Raw genomic sequence first — 16,826 nt, 5'->3', positions numbered from 1 at the left:
GGCTTCCGCGGCCCGGCCCGGCCGGGCCGCCGGGGGGTCAGGCGAGGGGCGCGGTCGCGTCGATCTCGGCGTAGCGCTGCACCCACGCGTGCATGGCGATGGCGGCCGCCGCTCCGGCGTTGATGGAGCGGGTCGAGCCGAACTGGGCGATCGAGCACACCATCCGCGCGTGCTCGCGGGCCTCCTCCGTGAGGCCCGGCCCCTCCTGTCCGAAGAGCAGCACGCAGCGGCGGGGCAGTACGGTCCGCTCCAGCGGCACGGCGCCCGGCAGGTTGTCGATCCCGATGATCGGCAGGTCCTCGGCCGCGGCCCACGCGGTCAGCGACTCGGTGTCCGGGTGGTGGCGCACATGCTGGTAGCGGTCGGTGACCATCGCGCCGCGCCGGTTCCAGCGCCGCCGGCCCACGATGTGGATCTCCTTGGCCAGGAAGGCGTTCGCGGTCCGCACCACGGAACCGATGTTGAAGTCGTGGCCCCAGTTCTCGACGGCCACGTGGAAGTCGTGCCGCCGGGTGTCCAGGTCGGCGACGATCGCCTGCCGGGTCCAGTACCGGTAGCGGTCCGCGACATTGCGCCGGTCGCCGTCGGCCAGCAGCTCGGGGTCGTAGCGCTCGCCCTCAGGCCACGGCAGCGGATGCGGCCCGACGCCGACCTCGTGCGCGAAGCCGTCGTCGTACTGCGCCGGGTCGGCCGGCCCGGCGTCCTGCGCCTGCGTCGGGGTCGGCTCGGAAGGCCCGCCGGCCCCGGGAATCTCGGTGGTGCTCACCCGACGAGGGTACGGGGGACGGCTTCCTCGTCCGTACGGCGCTGCTTCGGCACCGCCCGGCCGGGCAGCCGCGACAGCAGCCGGTCGCGCCCGCGCCCCACGACCGCGCCGAGTCCCACGAGGAAGGCCGTCGGCAGGAACACCGCGTCCGCGGAGATCATCGCCAGCGAGAAGACGGGAAGCCCGAGGAGGACGGCGATGCCCGCGTGCTCCAGCATCATCGCGACCAGCAGGACGTTCTTGACCTTGCGGTTGAACAGGGCGAAGGGGAAGGCGACCTGCACGAACACGGTGCCGTAGGTCAGCGCCATCACCATGGCCCCGCTGGATCCCAGCAGGTCGGAGAGGGCGGGCCAGGGCGCGAAGTAGTCCAGCTGCAGCGGGTAGTACAGCGCCGTGCCGTCCTGCCAGCGCGATCCCTGGATCTTGTACCAGCCGGCCGTGGCGTAGATCAGGCACACCTCGGCCATGATCACGACGAGGGTGGCGTTGTGGGCGAGGTTGGCCAGCACGTCGAGCAGGGTGCGCGGCTCACCGGGGGCGTAGCGGCACACCAGCCACCACAGTGCCTGCGCCAGCCACAGCGCCCACAGCAGCACCAGCAGCCACCATTCGCCCGTCACGCCGGAGAAGGCGGTGGCGACGAGCAGGAACGCGCCGAGGACGGTCCACAGCAGCGGTCCGACGGCGTCGCCGCGCGGCGAGGGTGCGCGGCCGGACTCGTACGCCTCCCTCCTCTCGCGCTCCTGCCGGGCGGCCCGGCGCGCGTCCAGGGACCAGACCTGGGAGCAGCGGGTGAGGACGAGGTAGATCGCGGCGAGGTGGACGACGTTGTCGCCGCCGTCGCCGACGAAGATGGAGCGATTCTGCAGGGACAGCACTCCGGCCATGAAGACCACGGACACGGCACGGGTGCGCCAGCCCAGCAGCAGGAGCAGGGCGGAGAGGACGGCGAGTCCGTAGACGATCTCGAACCAGAGACGGCCGTCGGACCACATCAGCGCCGTGAAGGCGCCGTTCTCGGCGATCAGCTGCCGGCCCATCTCCCAGGACCAGGGGCCGTCCGGGCCGTACAGCTCGTGGCGGTGGGGCAGCTCGCGCAGCAGGAAGAGCAGCCAGGTGAGGGAGAAGCCGATGCGGACGATGGCGCTCTGGTACGGGCCGAGGGGCGAGGCGGTGACGCGCTGTACGGCCCGGGCGAGCCGCCGGTCGAGGGGCTCGCGGGCCTCGCGGCCGTGGGCCCCCAGGGGCGTCGAGCGGTTCACCGGCGGGCCTCCGTCCGGTCGTCCCGTGCCGCGCCGGGGACGTCGGCGGCGCTCACCTTCCACCAGGGGGCCTCGCGGTACACCGGATCGGTGTTCGTCTTCTCGCCGCTCCAGAAGGGGGCGGGGACGGCGCGAGTCGAGGAGCGGAGCTGTACCGCCTCCACGCTGCCGCCGAGATCACGCCCGTCGAGCCGGAGCATCACGATCCTGCGCATGTAGCTCTCGGAGAGCCGGCCGCGCAGCCCGTTGGGCTGGTGGTCGGCGCTGTGCGAGTTGAGGTAGAAGTCCCAGGCCCGCCGCAGCTCGTTCTGGTCGGCGTGGCTGGGCAGCAGGCTGCCGCGGATCCGCTCCGCGTCCTGCGCGGTCAGGTCGATCCAGGCGGTGGTGCGGCGGGGGCCGTTCTCGGCCGCGACCTCGGCCCGCACCTGCACGGCGATGTTCTGCTGGAGCGGGTTGGGGGCGAAGAGCTTCCAGTTCTGCTCGAACTCGGGGTACACCCAGCCGTCGACCGCCTTCCCGTGCTGCTTGGTCAGCGTGTTCGAGGGCGCGACGTGCAGGAACACCATGGCGACGTGGACGCAGGCGAAGACCCCGACGATGGCCAGGGCGACGGCGGCGACGACCTGGTACGGCATGGACAGCGACGCTATCCCGGCACCCGGCAGGGGGTCGGGCGCGGGGGCCGGGTCCCCCTCACGCACACCCTCGTCGTCGTACGCGTCCATCCCGCCCCGATCCCGATCGGCCCCACCACGTTATCCACAGGGTTGACACCATACGGGCCGCCGACCCACCATTGAAGTCACACAACCGAACGATCGGTCGGTAGGGGATCTGATGACCGCAGGGACGGCAGCGACAGCAGTGACCGCGGGCGCACAGCGCGCGCGGCCCGGGCAGGACACGGCCGAGGAAGCCACCCAGGCCGCCTATGAGGCGGTGTTCGACGCCGCCGTCGCCGCCGACGAGCGCATCGAGCCACGCGACTGGATGCCCGAGGCCTACCGCGCCTCCCTCGTCCGCCAGATCGCGCAGCACGCCCACTCCGAGATCATCGGCATGCAGCCCGAGGCCAACTGGATCACCCGCGCGCCCTCACTGCGGCGCAAGGCGATCCTCATGGCCAAGGTCCAGGACGAGGCCGGCCACGGCCTCTACCTCTACAGCGCCGCCGAAACGCTCGGCACCGGACGCGACGAGCTGCTCGACAAGCTCCACTCCGGCCGCCAGAAGTACTCCTCGATCTTCAACTACCCCACGCTGACCTGGGCCGACGTCGGCGCCATCGGCTGGCTGGTCGACGGCGCGGCCATCACCAACCAGGTCCCCCTCTGCCGCTGCTCCTACGGCCCGTACGCCCGCGCGATGGTCCGGGTCTGCAAGGAGGAGTCCTTCCACCAGCGCCAGGGGTACGAAGCGCTCCTCGCCCTCTCCCAGGGCACCGAGGCCCAGCACGCCATGGCCCAGGACGCCGTCGACCGCTGGTGGTGGCCCTCCCTCATGATGTTCGGCCCGCCCGACGACGAATCGGCCCACTCCGCGCAGTCCATGGCCTGGAAGATCAAGCGCCACTCCAACGACGAGCTGCGCCAGCGCTTCGTCGACATCGCCGTCCCCCAGGCCGAGGCCCTCGGACTCACCCTCCCCGACCCCGACCTGCGGTGGAACGAGGAGCGCGGGCACTACGACTTCGGCCCGATCGACTGGGACGAGTTCCGGGAAGTCCTCAAGGGCAACGGCCCCTGCAACGAACAGCGGCTCACCCGCCGCCGCCAGGCCCACGAGGACGGCGCCTGGGTGCGGCAGGCCGCGGCGGCCTACGCCGAGAAGCACGACCGGCGCGCCGCCGCACCCGGCGAGCACGACCACGACGACCAGCACCAGCACACCGAGCAGGACGCGCGCGGCACCCGCGCGGACCGGCAGGACGGGGAGGCACGGGCATGACCACCGACGGATGGCCCCTGTGGGAGGTGTTCGTGCGCTCGCGCCGCGGACTGTCCCACACCCACGCGGGAAGCCTGCACGCGCCCGACGCCGAAATGGCCCTGCGCAACGCCCGCGACCTCTACACCCGTCGCAACGAAGGCGTGTCGATCTGGGTGATCCCCTCCACCGCGATCACCGCCTCCTCCCCCGACGAGAAGGACCCCTTCTTCGAGCCGTCGGCCGACAAGCCCTACCGCCACCCGACGTTCTACGACATCCCGGAGGGGGTGAAGCACCTGTGAGCGACACCGCCCTGACCCCCACGGCCGCCCTCGCCCTCGGCGACGACGCCCTCGTCCTCGCCCAGCGACTCGGCGAATGGGCGGGCAACGCCCCCGTCCTCGAAGAGGACGTCGCCCTCGCCAACATCGCGCTCGACCTCCTCGGCCAAGCCCGCATCCTGCTCTCCCTCGTCGGCAACGAGGACGAACTCGCCTACCTCCGCGAAGAGCGGGACTTCCGCAACGTCCAGCTCGTCGAGCAGCCCAACGGCGACTTCGCCCACACCATCGCCCGCCAGCTCTACTTCTCCACCTACCAGCGGCTCCTCTACGCTCGGCTGGCCACCGGCGACAGCCCCCTGGCCGGCCTCGCGGCCAAGGCCGTCAAGGAAGTCGCCTACCACCAGGACCACGCCGAACACTGGACCCTCCGCCTCGGCGACGGCACCCCCGAGAGCCACGACCGGATGCAGCGCGCCTGCGACGCCCTGTGGCGCTACACCGGCGAACTCTTCCAGCCCGTCGAAGGCCTCGACGTCGACCACCAGGCCATGGAGGCCGCCTGGCTCGACTCCCTGACCACCCTCTTCGCACGGGCCACCCTCACCCTCCCGACAGGCCCCCGCCTCGGCGCATGGGCCGCAGGCGCCGGACGGCAGGGACTCCACACCGAACCCTTCGGACGGATGCTCGCCGAGATGCAGCACCTGCACCGCAGCCACCCGGGGGCGACATGGTGACCATGACGGCCCTGGAGGAGGAGCTGGCCCGGATCGCCGGCGCCGTCCCCGACCCGGAGCTGCCCGTCCTCACCCTCGAGGAGCTCGGCGTCCTGCGCGGCGTCCGCGTGCTCGGCCCCGACCGGGTCGAGGTCGAACTGACCCCGACCTACACCGGCTGCCCCGCCATCGAGACCATGTCCCAGGACATCGAGCACGCCCTCCACGCCCACGGCGTCCCCGACGTCTCCGTCGTCACCGTCCTCGCCCCCGCCTGGTCGACCGACGACATCAGCGACGAAGGCCGCCGCAAGCTCGCCGAGTTCGGCATCGCACCGCCGCGCCCCCAGGGCCCGGCCGGAGGACCGGTCCCCCTCACCCTCGCGATCCGCTGCCCGCACTGCGGCTCCACCGACACCGAGCTGCTCAGCCGCTTCTCCTCCACCGCGTGCAAGGCGCTGCGCCGCTGCACCGCCTGCCGCGAACCGTTCGACCATTTCAAGGAGTTGTAGATGCTGTCCTCAACCGCCGGACGGGCCGAGTTCCATCCGCTCCGGGTGAGCGACGTCGAGCAGCTCACGGACGACGCGGTGGCCGTCACCTTCACGGTCCCGCCCGAGCTGCGCGAGACCTACCGCCACACGCCCGGCCAGCACCTCGCCCTGCGCCGCACCGGGCGTAACGGCGAGGAGATCCGCCGCACCTACTCCATCTGCACCCCCGCCGCACCCGCCGGCGAAGACCCCACGCTGCGCGTCGGCATCCGCATGGTCGACGGCGGCGAGTTCTCCACGTACGCCCTCAAGGAACTGGCCGTCGGCGACACCGTCGAGGTCATGGAACCCATGGGCCGCTTCGTCCTCGCCCCCCGCCCCGGCCACTTCGCGGCCGTCGTCGGCGGCAGCGGCATCACCCCGGTCCTCTCCATGGCGGCGACCCTCCTCACCCAGGAGCCCGACGCCCGGTTCTGCCTCATCCGCAGCGACCGCACCGCCTCCTCCACAATGTTCCTCGACGAGGTCGCCGACCTCAAGGACCGCTTCCCCGACCGGTTCCACCTCGTCACCGTCCTCTCCCGCGAGGAACAGCAATCCGGCCTGCCCTCCGGACGGCTCGACCAGGAACGGCTCGCCGGGCTGCTGCCCGCTCTCCTGCCGGTCGACGAGATCGACGGCTGGTTCCTGTGCGGCCCCTTCGGCCTCGTCCAAGGAGCCGAAGGAGCCCTCCGCGGCCTCGGCGTCGCACGCACACGCATCCACCAGGAGATCTTCCACGTCGACGACGGCTCCGCCCCCGCGCCCGCTCCGTCCACCGGCGCCCCCGTCCACGCCACCCTGACGGCCACCCTGCACGGCCGCTCCGGCAACTGGCCCGTCCAGGAAGGCGAGAGCCTGCTCGACACCGTGCTCAGGGCCCGCGCCGACGCCCCGTACGCCTGCAAGGGCGGCGTGTGCGGCACCTGCCGCGCCTTCCTCGTCGGCGGCGAGGTCCGCATGGACCGCAACTTCGCCCTCGAGCCCGAGGAGACCGAAGCCGGATACGTCCTGGCCTGCCAGTCCCACCCCGCCACCGCGGACGTGGAGCTCGACTTCGACCGCTGACGCCCGCCCACCGCCCGCCTGCCCCTTCCCATTGCCTAGAACCTGTTCTATCTTGACGGCCCGTCAGGCGACGGGCGACGGACCGTCAAGACCGGACACCGGACAGGCAACGGAAGGGAAAGGCAGTGGACTTCACCTTCACCGAGGAACAACAGGCCGCCGCCAAGGCGGCCCGGGCGGCCTTCTCCGACATCGCACCCGACAGCGTCCCCAGCCCCGCCCTCACCCCCGGCGCCGTGGCCGACGACCTCGACCGGCAGCTCTGGGCCCGCCTCGCCGCCGCCGACCTCCTCGACCTCGTCCTCACCCCGGCCCACGGCGGCGCCGGCCTGGACGCCATCGCCCTCTGCCTCGTCCTGCGCGAATCCGCCCGCGTCCTCGCCCGCGTCCCCCTGCTCGAAACCAGCGCCGTCGCCCTGACCATCGAGCGCTACGCCGACCAGCGCCTCGCCGCCGACCTGCTGCCCCGCGTCGGCCGCGGCGAACTCGTCCTCACCGCCGCCTCCCACGGCCGCAGCGGCCACGAACCCGCCGAGCAGGCCGTCACCGCCCACCGCGAGGACACCCACTGGATCCTCGACGGTCTCCAGAGCGCCGTCCCCTGGGCCCACGGCGCCGACCGCATCGCCGTCCCCGCCCACACCCCCGAGGGACGGACGGTCCTCGCCCTGCTGCCCCGCACCCACCCGGGGCTCACCCTCGCCGACCAGTACTCCACCAGCGGCGAACTCCTCGCCCAGCTCCACCTCGACGCCGTCCGCCTCGACCCCATCGACGTCATCGACGCCGACGGCGCCTGGGAATCACTCCGCGCCGTCCTCACCACCGGAACCTGCGCCCTCGCCCTGGGACTCGGCGAAGCCGTCCTCACCATGACGAGCCGCTACACCGGCAAACGCGAACAGTTCGGCCACCCCGTGGCCACCTTCCAGGCCGTCGCCGTCCAGACCGCCGACCGCTACATCGACCTGCGCGCCATGGAAGTCACCCTCTGGCAGGCCGCCTGGCGCATCAGCACCTCGGCCGGCGGCCCGCTCCCGGCGGAAGCCGACATCGCCGTCGCGAAGATCTGGGCCTCCGAAGGCGTACGCCGCGTGGTGCAGACCGCCCAGCACCTCCACGGCGGCTTCGGCGCCGACACCGACTACCCCCTGCACCGCTACCACGCCTGGGCCAAGCAGCTGGAACTGTCCCTCGGCCCGGCCGCGGCTCACGAGGAGGCCCTGGGCGACCTCCTGGCCGCCCACCCCTTGACCTGAGGGGCACCCACCCGACAGGTCAGAGGACGAAGGCCGGGCTGCCGTTCTCCGTCACCATCGGACGCCCGGCACCATCCCAGGCGAGCATGCCGCCGTCGACGTTCACCGCGTCGATGCCCTGCTGCACCAGATACTGGGTGACCTGCGCCGACCGGCCACCCACCCGGCACATCACATAGGCGCGGCGCCCCTCGGACACCGCCTCCGTCACCTCACCGAAGCGCGCCACGAAGTCACTCATCGGCACGTGCAGGGCGTCCTCGACATGCCCGGCCGCCCACTCGTCGTCCTCACGGACGTCCAGCACCAGGGCATCGGCGGGCACGGAGGCCACGTCCACCGAGGGCAGCGGGGCGAAATTCATGGGACGTGCCTTCTCTCGTATCGACCGCTCGAACCAACCCGAACCAACGGGAAAACTACTGCACCAGCCCGGCCAGCTCCGCCTCACGCTCGGAGACCTGCCCGAGCAACTGCTCGGCGATCTCCTCCAGGAGCCGGTCCGGATCGTCGGACGCCATCCGCAGCATCGACCCGATGGCGCTCTCCTCCAGCTCCCGCGCCACCACGCTCAGCAGCTCCTTGCGCTGCGACAGCCACTCGAGCCGCGCGTACAGTTCCTCGCTCTCGCTCAGCCGCTCCTCGGCCGGCGCCGGCCCGGCCGCCCACTCCGCGGACAGCTCGCGCAGCATCGCCTCGTCGCCGCGGGCGTAGGCCGCGTTCACACGCGTGATGAACTCCTCGCGCCGCTTGCGCTCGCCGTCCTCCCGGGCCAGATCGGGGTGCGCCTGCCGCGCCAGCTCGCGGTACAGCTTGCGGGCCTCCTCGCTCGGCCGCACCCGCTTCGGCGGCCGCACGGGCTGCTCGGTCAGCATGGCGGCGGCCTCGGGGGAGATGCCGTCGGAGTCGAGCCAGTCGTGGAACAGCTCGTCGACACCCGGCATCGGCATGACGGCCGCCCGCGCCTCCCGTGCCCGCCGCAGGTCCTCCGCGTCCCCGGTCCTGGCGGCCCGCGCCTCGGCGATCTGCGCGTCCAGCTCGTCGAGCCGCGCGTACATCGGGCCGAGCTTCTGGTGATGCAGCCGGGAGAAGTTCTCCACCTCGACCCGGAACGTCTCGACCGCGATCTCGAACTCGATCAGCGCCTGCTCGGCCCCCCGCACAGCCTTCTCCAGCCGCGCCTCGGGCCGCTCCCCGGCGCCTTCGCCCGGGGCGGCGTGATCGGCGCTCGGAGCGGCTTGCTCGCCGGTCGTGTCGGCCGGGCCCGTGCCCGGGGCTGCCCCTGGGCCGGCGCCCTGGTCGGCGGGGTGGTCGGTGGCGCCGGTGTGGTCGGCGGTGGGGGCGGCCTGCCCCGCGCCGACGTCAGCCTGGTCGGCGCCCTGGGCCTCGCTCGCGGTGGGGTCCTGGCCCTGGCCCTGGTCCATGCCTGGGTTCGCGTCTCGGTCCACGTCCACGTCCTCGCTCCGGCTCGTCACCCCACCAGCCTACGGTCCTTCGGGGGCCCCTCCCCCCCTCCCTCCCCCCGCCCCACCCCTCCCCCTGCCCCTCGTGGCCCTGTCCGCCGCGCGTGGCGGTGGGCAGGGCTGTCAGACGCCCTGTTCGGCCGCGATGCGGCCGTCGCGGACCGCCGTCACCAGGTCGGCGTGGTCGGCCGTGGTGCGGTCGGCGTACGCCACGGCGAAGGCGGCTATCGCCTCGTCGAGCTCCTCGTTCTTGCCGCAGTAGCCGGCTATCAGCCGTGGGTCCGCGCTGTGGGCGTGGGCGCGGGCCAGGAGGGCGCCGGTCATGCGGCCGTAGTCGTCGAGCTGGTCGGCGGTGAGGGCGGCCGGGTCGACGCTGCCCTTGCGGTTGCGGAACTGGCGCACCTGGAAGGGGCGCCCCTGCACGGTGGTCCAGCCGAGCAGGTTGTCGCTGACGACCTGCATGCGTTTCTGTCCGAGCACCACGCGCCGCCCTTCGTGCCCCGGTTCCTGGGCGGTGAAGCCGACGTCCGGGAGGTGGGGGAGCAGGGCTGAGGCCCGTGCCTCCTTCACCTGGAGGACGAGCGGTTCTCCCCGGTGGTCGAGGAGGAGCACGACGTAGGAGCGGGTGCCGACGCTGCCGGTGCCGACGACTCGGAACGCGACGTCGTGGACGGCGTGGCGGGCGAGGAGCGGCCGGCGGTCTTCCGAGATGGTGTCGAGGTAGGGGCCGAGGGAGGCGGCGACGGCGGCCGCCTCCGCGTCGGAGACCCTGCGGAGCACGGGTGGGGCGTCGACGAAGCGGCGGCCGCCGCCTTCCGCGTCGGTGACGGCCTCGGTGGACCGGGCGGCGAATCGGGCGCTGGTGTTGTTGCGGGCTTTCTCCGACACCCGTTCGAGGGTGCCGATCAGGTCGCGGGCGTCGGTGTGGGAGACGAGTTCCTCGTCGGCGATGGCGTTCCAGGCGTCGAGGGCGGGGAGCCGGGCCAGGAGCCGCATGGTGCGGCGGTAGGCGCCGGCGGTGTCGAAGGCGGCGGCGCGGCAGATGTCCTCGTCGGCGCCCACCTCCCGTCCGGCGAGGACGAGGGAGGTGGCCAGCCGCTTGAGGTCCCATTCCCAGGGGCCTACGACGGTTTCGTCGAAGTCGTTGAGGTCGATGACGAGGCCGCCGCGGGCGTCGCCGTAGAGACCGAAGTTGGCCGCGTGGGCGTCGCCGCAGATCTGGGCGGCGATGCCGGTGACGGGGGAGCCGACGAGGTCGTGGGCCATGAGTCCTGCGGAGCCGCGGAGGAAGGCGAAGGGGCCGGCGGTCATGCGGCCGACGCGTATCGGCGCGAGTTCCGGGACCCGGTCGCGGCTCGACTCCTCCACGGCGCGGACGGCGTCGGGTCGTCCCGAGGGGAGGGAGAGCTCCTTGTGTGCGGAGCGCGGGACCTGCCGGCGGAGTTCCTTGCCGTTTTTCTTGGGGGAGTCCGTCGTGCCGGTGGCGGTGCGCCGCGCGAAGCCGGGGACGTGGGGGATGCGTCCGTCTCCGGGATCCCGGTCTCCTGGTACGGCTGTCCGGATCTCGCTCATGGAACATCCTCCCCCGACCTCGCACTCGTTCGGTGCGATGTGTCCGACATCAACTGGGGACGACGGTACCGCCGGGCTGTTCGGGCCGTCTGCCCCTGTGGACAACCGTCGCGGTGTGGACGGCCGGGCCCCTCGGACGGGGGATGTCTAGACGCCTACGGCTTCTTCCATCTCGGCCTCGGTTTCGGCTTCCGTTTCCTTCTCCGTGTGGGGGGCCGGGTGTGGGCGGCGCTTGGCTTCGGTGCGGGCGGCGAGGGTGGTGAGGGCGATTCCGGCGAGGAGCCACAGCGTGAGGGTCAGGAGGTGTCCGCCGAGGGCGTTGCCGTCGAAGTAGACGTGGCTGCGGGCGCCTTCGACGAAGCCTGCGCCGTTCCAGAAGGAGTGCAGGGAGGCGAAGAAGCCGGGCTGGAGTTCGGGCCGGTAGATGCCGCCGGAGCTGGTGAAGTTGAGCATCACGAACAGCACCATCACGCCGAGGGTGGTCCAGCGGCGCAGGAAGGTGTGGAGTCCGACGCCGATCAGCAGGATGCCTGCCGAGTACAGCCAGGACATGGCCCACAGGCCGCCGAGGCCGTGGTCGACGAGGTGGAACACCGGTCCGGCGAAGAGGGTGCCGATGAGGCTGACGGCAAGGGACATGCCGGCGGCGAGGAGGGCCCGGATCCGCATGGGCAGGACCGCTCCGGCGCCGCCGATCACGGCGACGGAGGCGTAGGAGCCGATGCTGAGGGCGACCAGCAGGAAGAAGATGCCCTGGCCGGTGGGGTCGCCGACGGAGACGGGGGCGACGTCGGTGACGGGGAGCGGGGAGCCCTGCTGGGCGGCGACCTTGGTGAAGACCTTCTCGACCGCCATGGCGCTGGTGTCGGAGGAGGCGGAGGCGACGAGGAGTTCGGGGCGCGGGCCGGGGATGTAGGCGCCGAAGCTGGTCTGGTCGCGGAGGGCGGAGACGGCGGTGTCGCGGTCGGCGAGGGTGCTGATGTCGAGGGCGCCGTCGGCCTTGTCGTGGAGGGTCTGGGCGAGGACCTGAGTGGTGGGGCCGGAGCCGACGATGTCGACGTGCAGGTCGTGGGGTTGGGGGGCGTGGAAGGCGCCGAGGTAGGCGAGTCCCATGCCGATGCACATGAGGAGCGGGGTGAGCAGGTGCCCGAGGGTGTGCCGCAGCGCACCCGGGGGCGTGGTTCCGGTGGGGGTGGGCCGGGCGGTCACGTACGTACCTCCATGGTTGGCTTTTACAACTAAGCAACCGTTGTACTATACAACTGATACGTCCGCGTGGACGAGCCCGGGAAAATTCCGGCCCTGCCGCGCAGCACTCCGGCCCCTGGCCCCGCGACCGAGGAGCGCCATGACCGACGGCGACCGCGAGAACTCCGTCGACACCATCCAGCGGGAGCTGACGGCTTTCGCCCGGCGGGCGCGGGCCGCGGCGGCCCGGCTCCACCCCGAGCTGCCGCTCGTCTCCTACACGCTGCTCGCCCATATCGTCGATCAGCGGGGCTGCCGGGCCACGGACCTCGCCGCGCACTATCTGCTGGACAAGTCGACGGTCAGCCGGCAGGTGGCCGGGCTGGAGAAGATGGGCCTGGTCGAGCGCCGCCCCGATCCGGACGACCACCGGGTGCAGGTGCTGCACCCGACGGAGGCCGGCTCGGACCTTCTCTCCTCCACACAGGCGAACCGTCTCGCCGCCTACCAGGAACGCCTCAGGGAGTGGTCCGCCGAGGATCTCGCCCGGTTCGCCGGGTACCTCCTCCGCTACAACGCCGCGGGTACGGCCGGCTTCCCCGACCCCCTCCGCTGATCGTCGGCGACGACGGCCGAACCCCCACCCCGCAGCCCTGTCCCGGTCGCGGCCCCCGTCTACAGCGCGGCGTCCCGGGCGAGCAGCGCCGCCTGGACCCGGTTCTCGCAACCCAGCTTGGCCAGGATCCGGCTCACGTACGTTTTCACCGTGGCCTCGCTCATGTGCAGGCGCCGTCCCGCGTCCGCGTTGGACAGTCCCTCGCCGAGCAGCGCCAGCACGTCCCGCTCCCGCTCGCTCAGGGCCGCGACCCGGCCCCTGGCCTCCTCCGCCCGCGCCGCCTCCCGCCCGGAGGCCAGCCGCTCGACCACGTGCCGGGTGGCGGCCGGGGAGAGATAGGCGTCCCCGGCCGCTGCGGCCCGCACCGCCCGGATCAGTTCGGCGGGTGCGGTGTCCTTGAGGAGGAACCCGGCACCCCCGTGTTCCAGGGCCCGCAGTACGTTCTCCCGCTCGCCGAAGGTCGTCAGGACGATCACCCGCGCCGAGGGGGCCGTCCTGCGCAGCTCGGGCAGGGCGGAGAGTCCGTCGAGCACCGGCATTTGGATGTCGAGCAGCACCACGTCGGCGGCGTGCGACCGGGTCGCCTCGACCGCTTCCCGGCCGTCGGCGGCCTCCGCGACCACCTCGATCTCCGGATCCGAGGTGAGGATCATCCGGATCCCCGCCCTGATCAGCGGCTCGTCATCGGCGATCACGACCCTGATGCGCTGCCTTGCCACAGCTACTCCCCAACGGCTACCGGTACGGCGCGGCCAGCGCTACCGCTTGACCTCGTAGGACTGTTTCTCGATCAGCTTGCCGTCCTTGAAGCAGAACCGGAAAACCGGCTCCGTCTCGAAGTCGTCGCCTATCTCCGAGGACATCAGGACCAGACACGAGGCCCCCTCGGGCTCGGCGGGCCCGTGGCCGGCCAGCCCCGCGGTGGTGATGGTGTCGCCGGAGGGAAGGACGTCGCGCACCTCCTTCTCGGCCGTGCCGACCTTCACCGCGTCGTACTGGCCGGGGTCGATCATCCCCTCCTGCATCGATCCCACCAGGAAGTAGAGCCCGAAGCCCGCGGCCACCATCAGCAGCACCAGCGCCGCGGCGGCGATCCCGCACCCCAGCGCGACGCCGTTCGTCTTGCTCCTGCCCCCGCGCAACGCCATCGCCAGCTCCCGCTCCGTGAACGTCCAGTCGGCCGGTCCGACCGCGACCGGTCCACCGTCGTCGAACACGGGTGCCGCCGACTGCTGCCGGAAGTCGTCGGCGACATCGACCAAAGGCGTTGCTTCCCCACCGCCGTAGGGCAGGACTCCGGCGACCCGGAAGCCGCCGCTGTCCACCGGGCCGGCGTGGACCATGCCGCCGACCAGCCGGGCCCGCTCGTGCAGCCCGGTCAGGCCCTGTCCGCCGCTGACGACGTCCCCCGGCGGGGCCGCGGCCGCTTCGTTGACGATCTCCACGACGAAGGAGTCGGGTTCGTACCGCAGCTCGACGCCTATGAGGGCGCCCGGGGCGTGCTTGTAGGCGTTGGTCAGCGCCTCCTGGACGATCCGGTACGCGGCGTGGTCGGCGGCGGGCGGCAGCGGTTGGTGTCCCCCGACCCGCCGCAGCTCGACCTGGTTCCCCGCGGCGCGTGCCGCCTCCACCAGCCCTTCGATTCCGGCGGTGCCCCGGGCCGCCCGCCCGGTCTCGTCACCGGCCCGGGCGGGCGCGAGCGCGGGTGCGGGTGGGTGCGCCCCCGGCCCGGTTTCCGGGGCCTCGATGCCGTCGCGGAGGATGCCGACGACCTCGCGCAGCTCGTGCATCGCGGTTACGGAGGCGTTCCGGAGCACGCCGACGGCCTGGCGCTGCCGGTCGGTCAGTTCGCGGTCCACTTCCAGGGCGCCGGTGTGGACGGAGATCAGCGCCAGCTGGTGGCCGAGGCTGTCGTGCATGTCCTGGGCGATCCGCTGCCGTTCCCGCAGCCGGGCCTGACTGGCCACCATGACCCGTTCCCGCAGCAGTTGGGCGTTGCGTTCCTGCAGGGCGTGCAGGAGGGTCCGGCGCTGGGTCCAGTACCGGTTGGCGAGGCCGGGGGCGAGCGTCGTCGCCAGGTAGTACAGCGTGGAGAGGAAGACCAGGGTCAACGCCCGGTGCAGGTCCCAGGACTCCAGGAGGGTGGTCGCGATGTTCAGGACGTAGGCGGCGCTGTACGCCACGAGGGCCCGTCCGGCGCCGGCGATACGGCGGCCCGCCGACCAGCCGACGAGGATCAACAGCACCAGGAAGCCGGGGAGGAGCGGCGCGAGTGCTCCGGTGACAATGAGGACGCTGGCGGGAAGCCGGCGCCTCAGCAGCGACAGCACGGCGGCGGCCAGGGCGACCCCGGCGAGCTGCCATCCCTCCCCGCCGAGCAACTCCTCGGTCCCGGCGGCCAGCAGCGCCATGACCACGGCGAGCACCGTCTCGCCGGCGGTCCTGCGCCGCGACCACATGCCGGGCGGCGCGAACCACCGCCGCCCGGCGGCGATCGCCGATCTGATCTTCGAAGACGCGTCCACGCTCGCACCCTAGGCAGTACCCGGCACCACACGCGGCTCTCTTTCGTCTCCCCCACGCACGACGAACGTCGCACCCGCGGCAGAGCGTCCGCCCGGCCCGCGCCCGGACCGCGCCCGCCCGGTTGGTGCCCGGCACCGCGGCCAACCCCGCGCCCGCATGCCGGGTGTGACGTATATAACGCGCAGCACAAACGCGGAAGCCCCGTAGGTCGATGACCTACGGGGCTTCCGTCTGGTGCGCGAGGGGGGAGTTGAACCCCCACGCCCTTTCGGGCACTGGAACCTGAATCCAGCGCGTCTGCCTATTCCGCCACCCGCGCATTGGGTGTGTCTCCCGGTCCCGCACCTTGTCAGTGCGAGCGCCTGGCGACATCTGAAGATTAGCACGGCGCAGACCGTGGATTCACATCCGTTGTTTCGGCCGCCCGTCCAGCGAACAGGGACAGACAGGGAAGCGGGAGAAGGCCGCGGGGAAGGGGGAGGAGGCCGGGGTGAGCGACGAAAGGACGGCGACCGAGGCGGCGGCGAACCGAGGACCGGACCGATAAGCCCCGAGGAGTCGAGAGACGCCGCGAAGGGGAGGAACGGGACGGACCGCCCCTCGACGGCCCCGCCGCTTCGCCCCGCTCTCCCTGTACACCCGCCGGGTGCGGGACACTGTCCACAGGCCGCCTCTACGATCCGTGTGAGAGGTGACACTCGTCCACAGGGCAGAGAAGGGGAACCAGCCGATTTCCCGACGCGTGGATACGATCAGTAAGCAGTACCAGGACGACAACGACGGAGGAGGTGCCCCATGGGAGTCATGAAGCGTTTCGAGCAGCGACTCGAAGGCCTGGTCAACGGCACCTTCGCCAAGGTGTTCAAGTCCGAGGTCCAGCCCGTCGAGATCGCGGGCGCTCTCCAGCGTGAGTGCGACAACAACGCGACGATCTGGAACCGCGAGCGGACGGTCGTCCCCAACGACTTCATCGTGGAGCTGAGCACGCCCGACTACGAGCGTCTCAGCCCCTACTCGGGCCAGCTCGGCGACGAGCTGTCCGGCTTGGTCCGGGACTACGCCAAGCAGCAGCGCTACACCTTCATGGGCCCGATCAAGGTCCATCTGGAGAAGGCGGACGACCTCGACACCGGTCTGTACCGGGTGCGCAGCCGCACCCTGGCATCGAGTTCGTCACAGTCGCAGCCGCCGGCCGGCGGCGCGGCGCAGGGCCGCGCCCCCGGGTACGGCTACCCTCCGGCCGGTGCCCCTCCGATGCCCGCGGCCCCGCCGCCGGGCGGCCCGCAGCGCCCCGCGCCCGCAGGCCGTCCCGCCGCCGGTGCGCCCGGCCCCATGCCTTCCTCCGGCGCCCCCGCGCGCCGCTGGATCGAGATCAACGGCACCCGCCACCAGATCTCCCGCCCGACCCTGGTCCTTGGCCGCAGCACCGACGCGGACGTGAGGATCGACGATCCCGGCGTCTCCCGCCGGCACTGCGAGATCCGGACCGGAACGCCCTCGACGATCCAGGATCTCGGGTCCACCAACGGCATCGTGGTGGACGGGCAGCACACCACCCGCGCTACGCTCCGCGACGGCTCGCGGATCGTCGTGGGCAGCACCACCATCGTTTACCGGCAAGCCGAAGGGTGAAGCGGGGGC

Annotated in this window: 17 protein-coding genes and 1 tRNA gene; 8 read left to right on the top strand and 10 right to left on the bottom strand. The window is 72.2% G+C overall.

Features of this window, described 5'->3' with window-relative positions; genetic code table 11:
* Nucleotides 1–37: 37 nt before the first annotated feature.
* Genes ACZ6RC_RS20090 through ACZ6RC_RS20080 form a run of 3 tightly spaced genes read right to left on the bottom strand, consistent with a single transcriptional unit; the run spans nt 38 to nt 2,756 of the window.
* Nucleotides 38–766 carry a TrmH family RNA methyltransferase gene (locus ACZ6RC_RS20090; protein ID WP_469584969.1) on the bottom strand — a complete coding sequence of 243 codons (729 nt, stop codon included), beginning with the start codon at nt 764–766 and terminating at the stop codon, nt 38–40.
* Nucleotides 763–2,031, bottom strand: a complete 1,269-nt coding sequence (locus ACZ6RC_RS20085; RefSeq protein WP_469584966.1) for an HTTM domain-containing protein — start codon at nt 2,029–2,031, stop codon at nt 763–765. The genes ACZ6RC_RS20090 and ACZ6RC_RS20085 overlap by 4 nt, the downstream gene beginning before the upstream one ends.
* On the bottom strand, nt 2,028–2,756 hold the full coding sequence (locus ACZ6RC_RS20080; protein WP_469584962.1) for a DUF5819 family protein: 729 nt from the start codon (nt 2,754–2,756) through the stop codon (nt 2,028–2,030). The genes ACZ6RC_RS20085 and ACZ6RC_RS20080 overlap by 4 nt, the downstream gene beginning before the upstream one ends.
* A gap of 112 nt (nt 2,757–2,868) precedes the next feature.
* On the opposite strand from ACZ6RC_RS20080, the gene paaA reads away from it, so the two are divergent.
* The 6 genes from paaA (at nt 2,869) to ACZ6RC_RS20050 (ending at nt 7,820) form a co-directional block, all read left to right on the top strand.
* Nucleotides 2,869–3,978: a 1,2-phenylacetyl-CoA epoxidase subunit PaaA gene (gene paaA, locus ACZ6RC_RS20075; protein ID WP_469584959.1), complete on the top strand. Its 1,110-nt coding sequence runs from the start codon at nt 2,869–2,871 to the stop codon at nt 3,976–3,978.
* Complete coding sequence (paaB, locus tag ACZ6RC_RS20070; RefSeq protein ID WP_365713201.1) at nt 3,975–4,262, top strand: 1,2-phenylacetyl-CoA epoxidase subunit PaaB; 288 nt, start codon at nt 3,975–3,977, stop codon at nt 4,260–4,262. The genes paaA and paaB overlap by 4 nt, the downstream gene beginning before the upstream one ends.
* Nucleotides 4,259–4,981, top strand: a complete 723-nt coding sequence (gene paaC, locus ACZ6RC_RS20065) for a 1,2-phenylacetyl-CoA epoxidase subunit PaaC (RefSeq protein WP_469584954.1) — start codon at nt 4,259–4,261, stop codon at nt 4,979–4,981. Before paaB ends, paaC begins: the two co-directional genes overlap by 4 nt.
* Entirely contained in the window at nt 4,975–5,472 is a 498-nt protein-coding gene (gene paaD / locus ACZ6RC_RS20060; protein ID WP_469584952.1) for a 1,2-phenylacetyl-CoA epoxidase subunit PaaD, read from the top strand. Before paaC ends, paaD begins: the two co-directional genes overlap by 7 nt.
* Nucleotides 5,473–6,561, top strand: coding sequence for a 2Fe-2S iron-sulfur cluster-binding protein (locus tag ACZ6RC_RS20055; RefSeq protein ID WP_469584949.1), 1,089 nt, complete (start codon nt 5,473–5,475; stop codon nt 6,559–6,561).
* A 125-nt stretch (nt 6,562–6,686) separates the two neighbouring features.
* Nucleotides 6,687–7,820, top strand: a complete 1,134-nt coding sequence (locus tag ACZ6RC_RS20050; protein ID WP_469584946.1) for an acyl-CoA dehydrogenase family protein — start codon at nt 6,687–6,689, stop codon at nt 7,818–7,820.
* A 19-nt stretch (nt 7,821–7,839) separates the two neighbouring features.
* On the opposite strand, the gene ACZ6RC_RS20045 is transcribed toward ACZ6RC_RS20050, so the two are convergent.
* The 4 genes from ACZ6RC_RS20045 to ACZ6RC_RS20030 all read right to left on the bottom strand — a co-directional run bounded on the left by ACZ6RC_RS20045 (nt 7,840) and on the right by ACZ6RC_RS20030 (nt 11,980).
* On the bottom strand, nt 7,840–8,184 hold the full coding sequence (locus tag ACZ6RC_RS20045; protein WP_391140036.1) for a rhodanese-like domain-containing protein: 345 nt from the start codon (nt 8,182–8,184) through the stop codon (nt 7,840–7,842).
* A 55-nt stretch (nt 8,185–8,239) separates the two neighbouring features.
* A complete protein-coding gene (locus ACZ6RC_RS20040; RefSeq protein WP_469585743.1) occupies nt 8,240–9,244 on the bottom strand; it encodes a J domain-containing protein in 1,005 nt (334 codons plus the stop codon).
* 162 nt (nt 9,245–9,406) lie between these two features.
* A complete protein-coding gene (locus ACZ6RC_RS20035; RefSeq protein WP_469584942.1) occupies nt 9,407–10,855 on the bottom strand; it encodes a DUF2252 domain-containing protein in 1,449 nt (482 codons plus the stop codon).
* Between the two features lie 147 nt (nt 10,856–11,002).
* Nucleotides 11,003–11,980, bottom strand: a complete 978-nt coding sequence (locus ACZ6RC_RS20030; RefSeq protein ID WP_469585740.1) for a hypothetical protein — start codon at nt 11,978–11,980, stop codon at nt 11,003–11,005.
* Nucleotides 11,981–12,203: 223 nt separating this feature from the next.
* Here ACZ6RC_RS20030 and ACZ6RC_RS20025 point away from each other — a divergent pair, with 223 nt between their 5' ends.
* Nucleotides 12,204–12,659 carry a MarR family winged helix-turn-helix transcriptional regulator gene (locus ACZ6RC_RS20025; RefSeq protein WP_469584939.1) on the top strand — a complete coding sequence of 152 codons (456 nt, stop codon included), beginning with the start codon at nt 12,204–12,206 and terminating at the stop codon, nt 12,657–12,659.
* A gap of 59 nt (nt 12,660–12,718) precedes the next feature.
* Here the strand turns inward: ACZ6RC_RS20025 and ACZ6RC_RS20020 are convergent, their stop codons facing one another.
* The 3 genes from ACZ6RC_RS20020 to ACZ6RC_RS20010 all read right to left on the bottom strand — a co-directional run bounded on the left by ACZ6RC_RS20020 (nt 12,719) and on the right by ACZ6RC_RS20010 (nt 15,504).
* Entirely contained in the window at nt 12,719–13,378 is a 660-nt protein-coding gene (locus tag ACZ6RC_RS20020; RefSeq protein WP_469584936.1) for a response regulator transcription factor, read from the bottom strand.
* A 39-nt stretch (nt 13,379–13,417) separates the two neighbouring features.
* Entirely contained in the window at nt 13,418–15,118 is a 1,701-nt protein-coding gene (locus ACZ6RC_RS20015) for a sensor histidine kinase (protein WP_469585737.1), read from the bottom strand.
* A gap of 299 nt (nt 15,119–15,417) precedes the next feature.
* Nucleotides 15,418–15,504 (bottom strand) — tRNA-Leu (locus ACZ6RC_RS20010).
* 476 nt (nt 15,505–15,980) lie between these two features.
* Between ACZ6RC_RS20010 and ACZ6RC_RS20005 the strand changes: the two genes are divergently transcribed.
* Nucleotides 15,981–16,817 carry an FhaA domain-containing protein gene (locus tag ACZ6RC_RS20005; RefSeq protein ID WP_391140030.1) on the top strand — a complete coding sequence of 279 codons (837 nt, stop codon included), beginning with the start codon at nt 15,981–15,983 and terminating at the stop codon, nt 16,815–16,817.
* Nucleotides 16,818–16,826: the final 9 nt, after the last annotated feature.

This window comes from Streptomyces sp. NPDC048353 (assembly GCF_055587165.1).
Note: the sequence above shows the minus strand (reverse complement) of the source record. Positions and strands in the feature narration are given on the sequence as shown.

Bases quoted from the DNA above. Each gene is read 5' to 3' on its own strand.
- ACZ6RC_RS20005 (WP_391140030.1), top strand. From the start codon at position 15,981: ATGGGAGTCATGAAGCGTTTCGAGCAGCGACTCGAAGGCCTGGTCAAC.
- ACZ6RC_RS20055 (WP_469584949.1), top strand. From the start codon at position 5,473: ATGCTGTCCTCAACCGCCGGACGGGCCGAGTTCCATCCGCTCCGGGTG.
- ACZ6RC_RS20080 (WP_469584962.1), bottom strand. From the start codon at position 2,756: ATGGACGCGTACGACGACGAGGGTGTGCGTGAGGGGGACCCGGCCCCC.
- paaD (WP_469584952.1), top strand. From the start codon at position 4,975: ATGGTGACCATGACGGCCCTGGAGGAGGAGCTGGCCCGGATCGCCGGC.
- ACZ6RC_RS20025 (WP_469584939.1), top strand. From the start codon at position 12,204: ATGACCGACGGCGACCGCGAGAACTCCGTCGACACCATCCAGCGGGAG.
- ACZ6RC_RS20030 (WP_469585740.1), bottom strand. From the start codon at position 11,980: ATGTGCATCGGCATGGGACTCGCCTACCTCGGCGCCTTCCACGCCCCC.
- paaA (WP_469584959.1), top strand. From the start codon at position 2,869: ATGACCGCAGGGACGGCAGCGACAGCAGTGACCGCGGGCGCACAGCGC.
- ACZ6RC_RS20045 (WP_391140036.1), bottom strand. From the start codon at position 8,184: ATGAATTTCGCCCCGCTGCCCTCGGTGGACGTGGCCTCCGTGCCCGCC.
- ACZ6RC_RS20035 (WP_469584942.1), bottom strand. From the start codon at position 10,855: ATGAGCGAGATCCGGACAGCCGTACCAGGAGACCGGGATCCCGGAGAC.
- ACZ6RC_RS20040 (WP_469585743.1), bottom strand. From the start codon at position 9,244: ATGGACCAGGGCCAGGGCCAGGACCCCACCGCGAGCGAGGCCCAGGGC.
- ACZ6RC_RS20015 (WP_469585737.1), bottom strand. From the start codon at position 15,118: ATGTGGTCGCGGCGCAGGACCGCCGGCGAGACGGTGCTCGCCGTGGTC.
- paaB (WP_365713201.1), top strand. From the start codon at position 3,975: ATGACCACCGACGGATGGCCCCTGTGGGAGGTGTTCGTGCGCTCGCGC.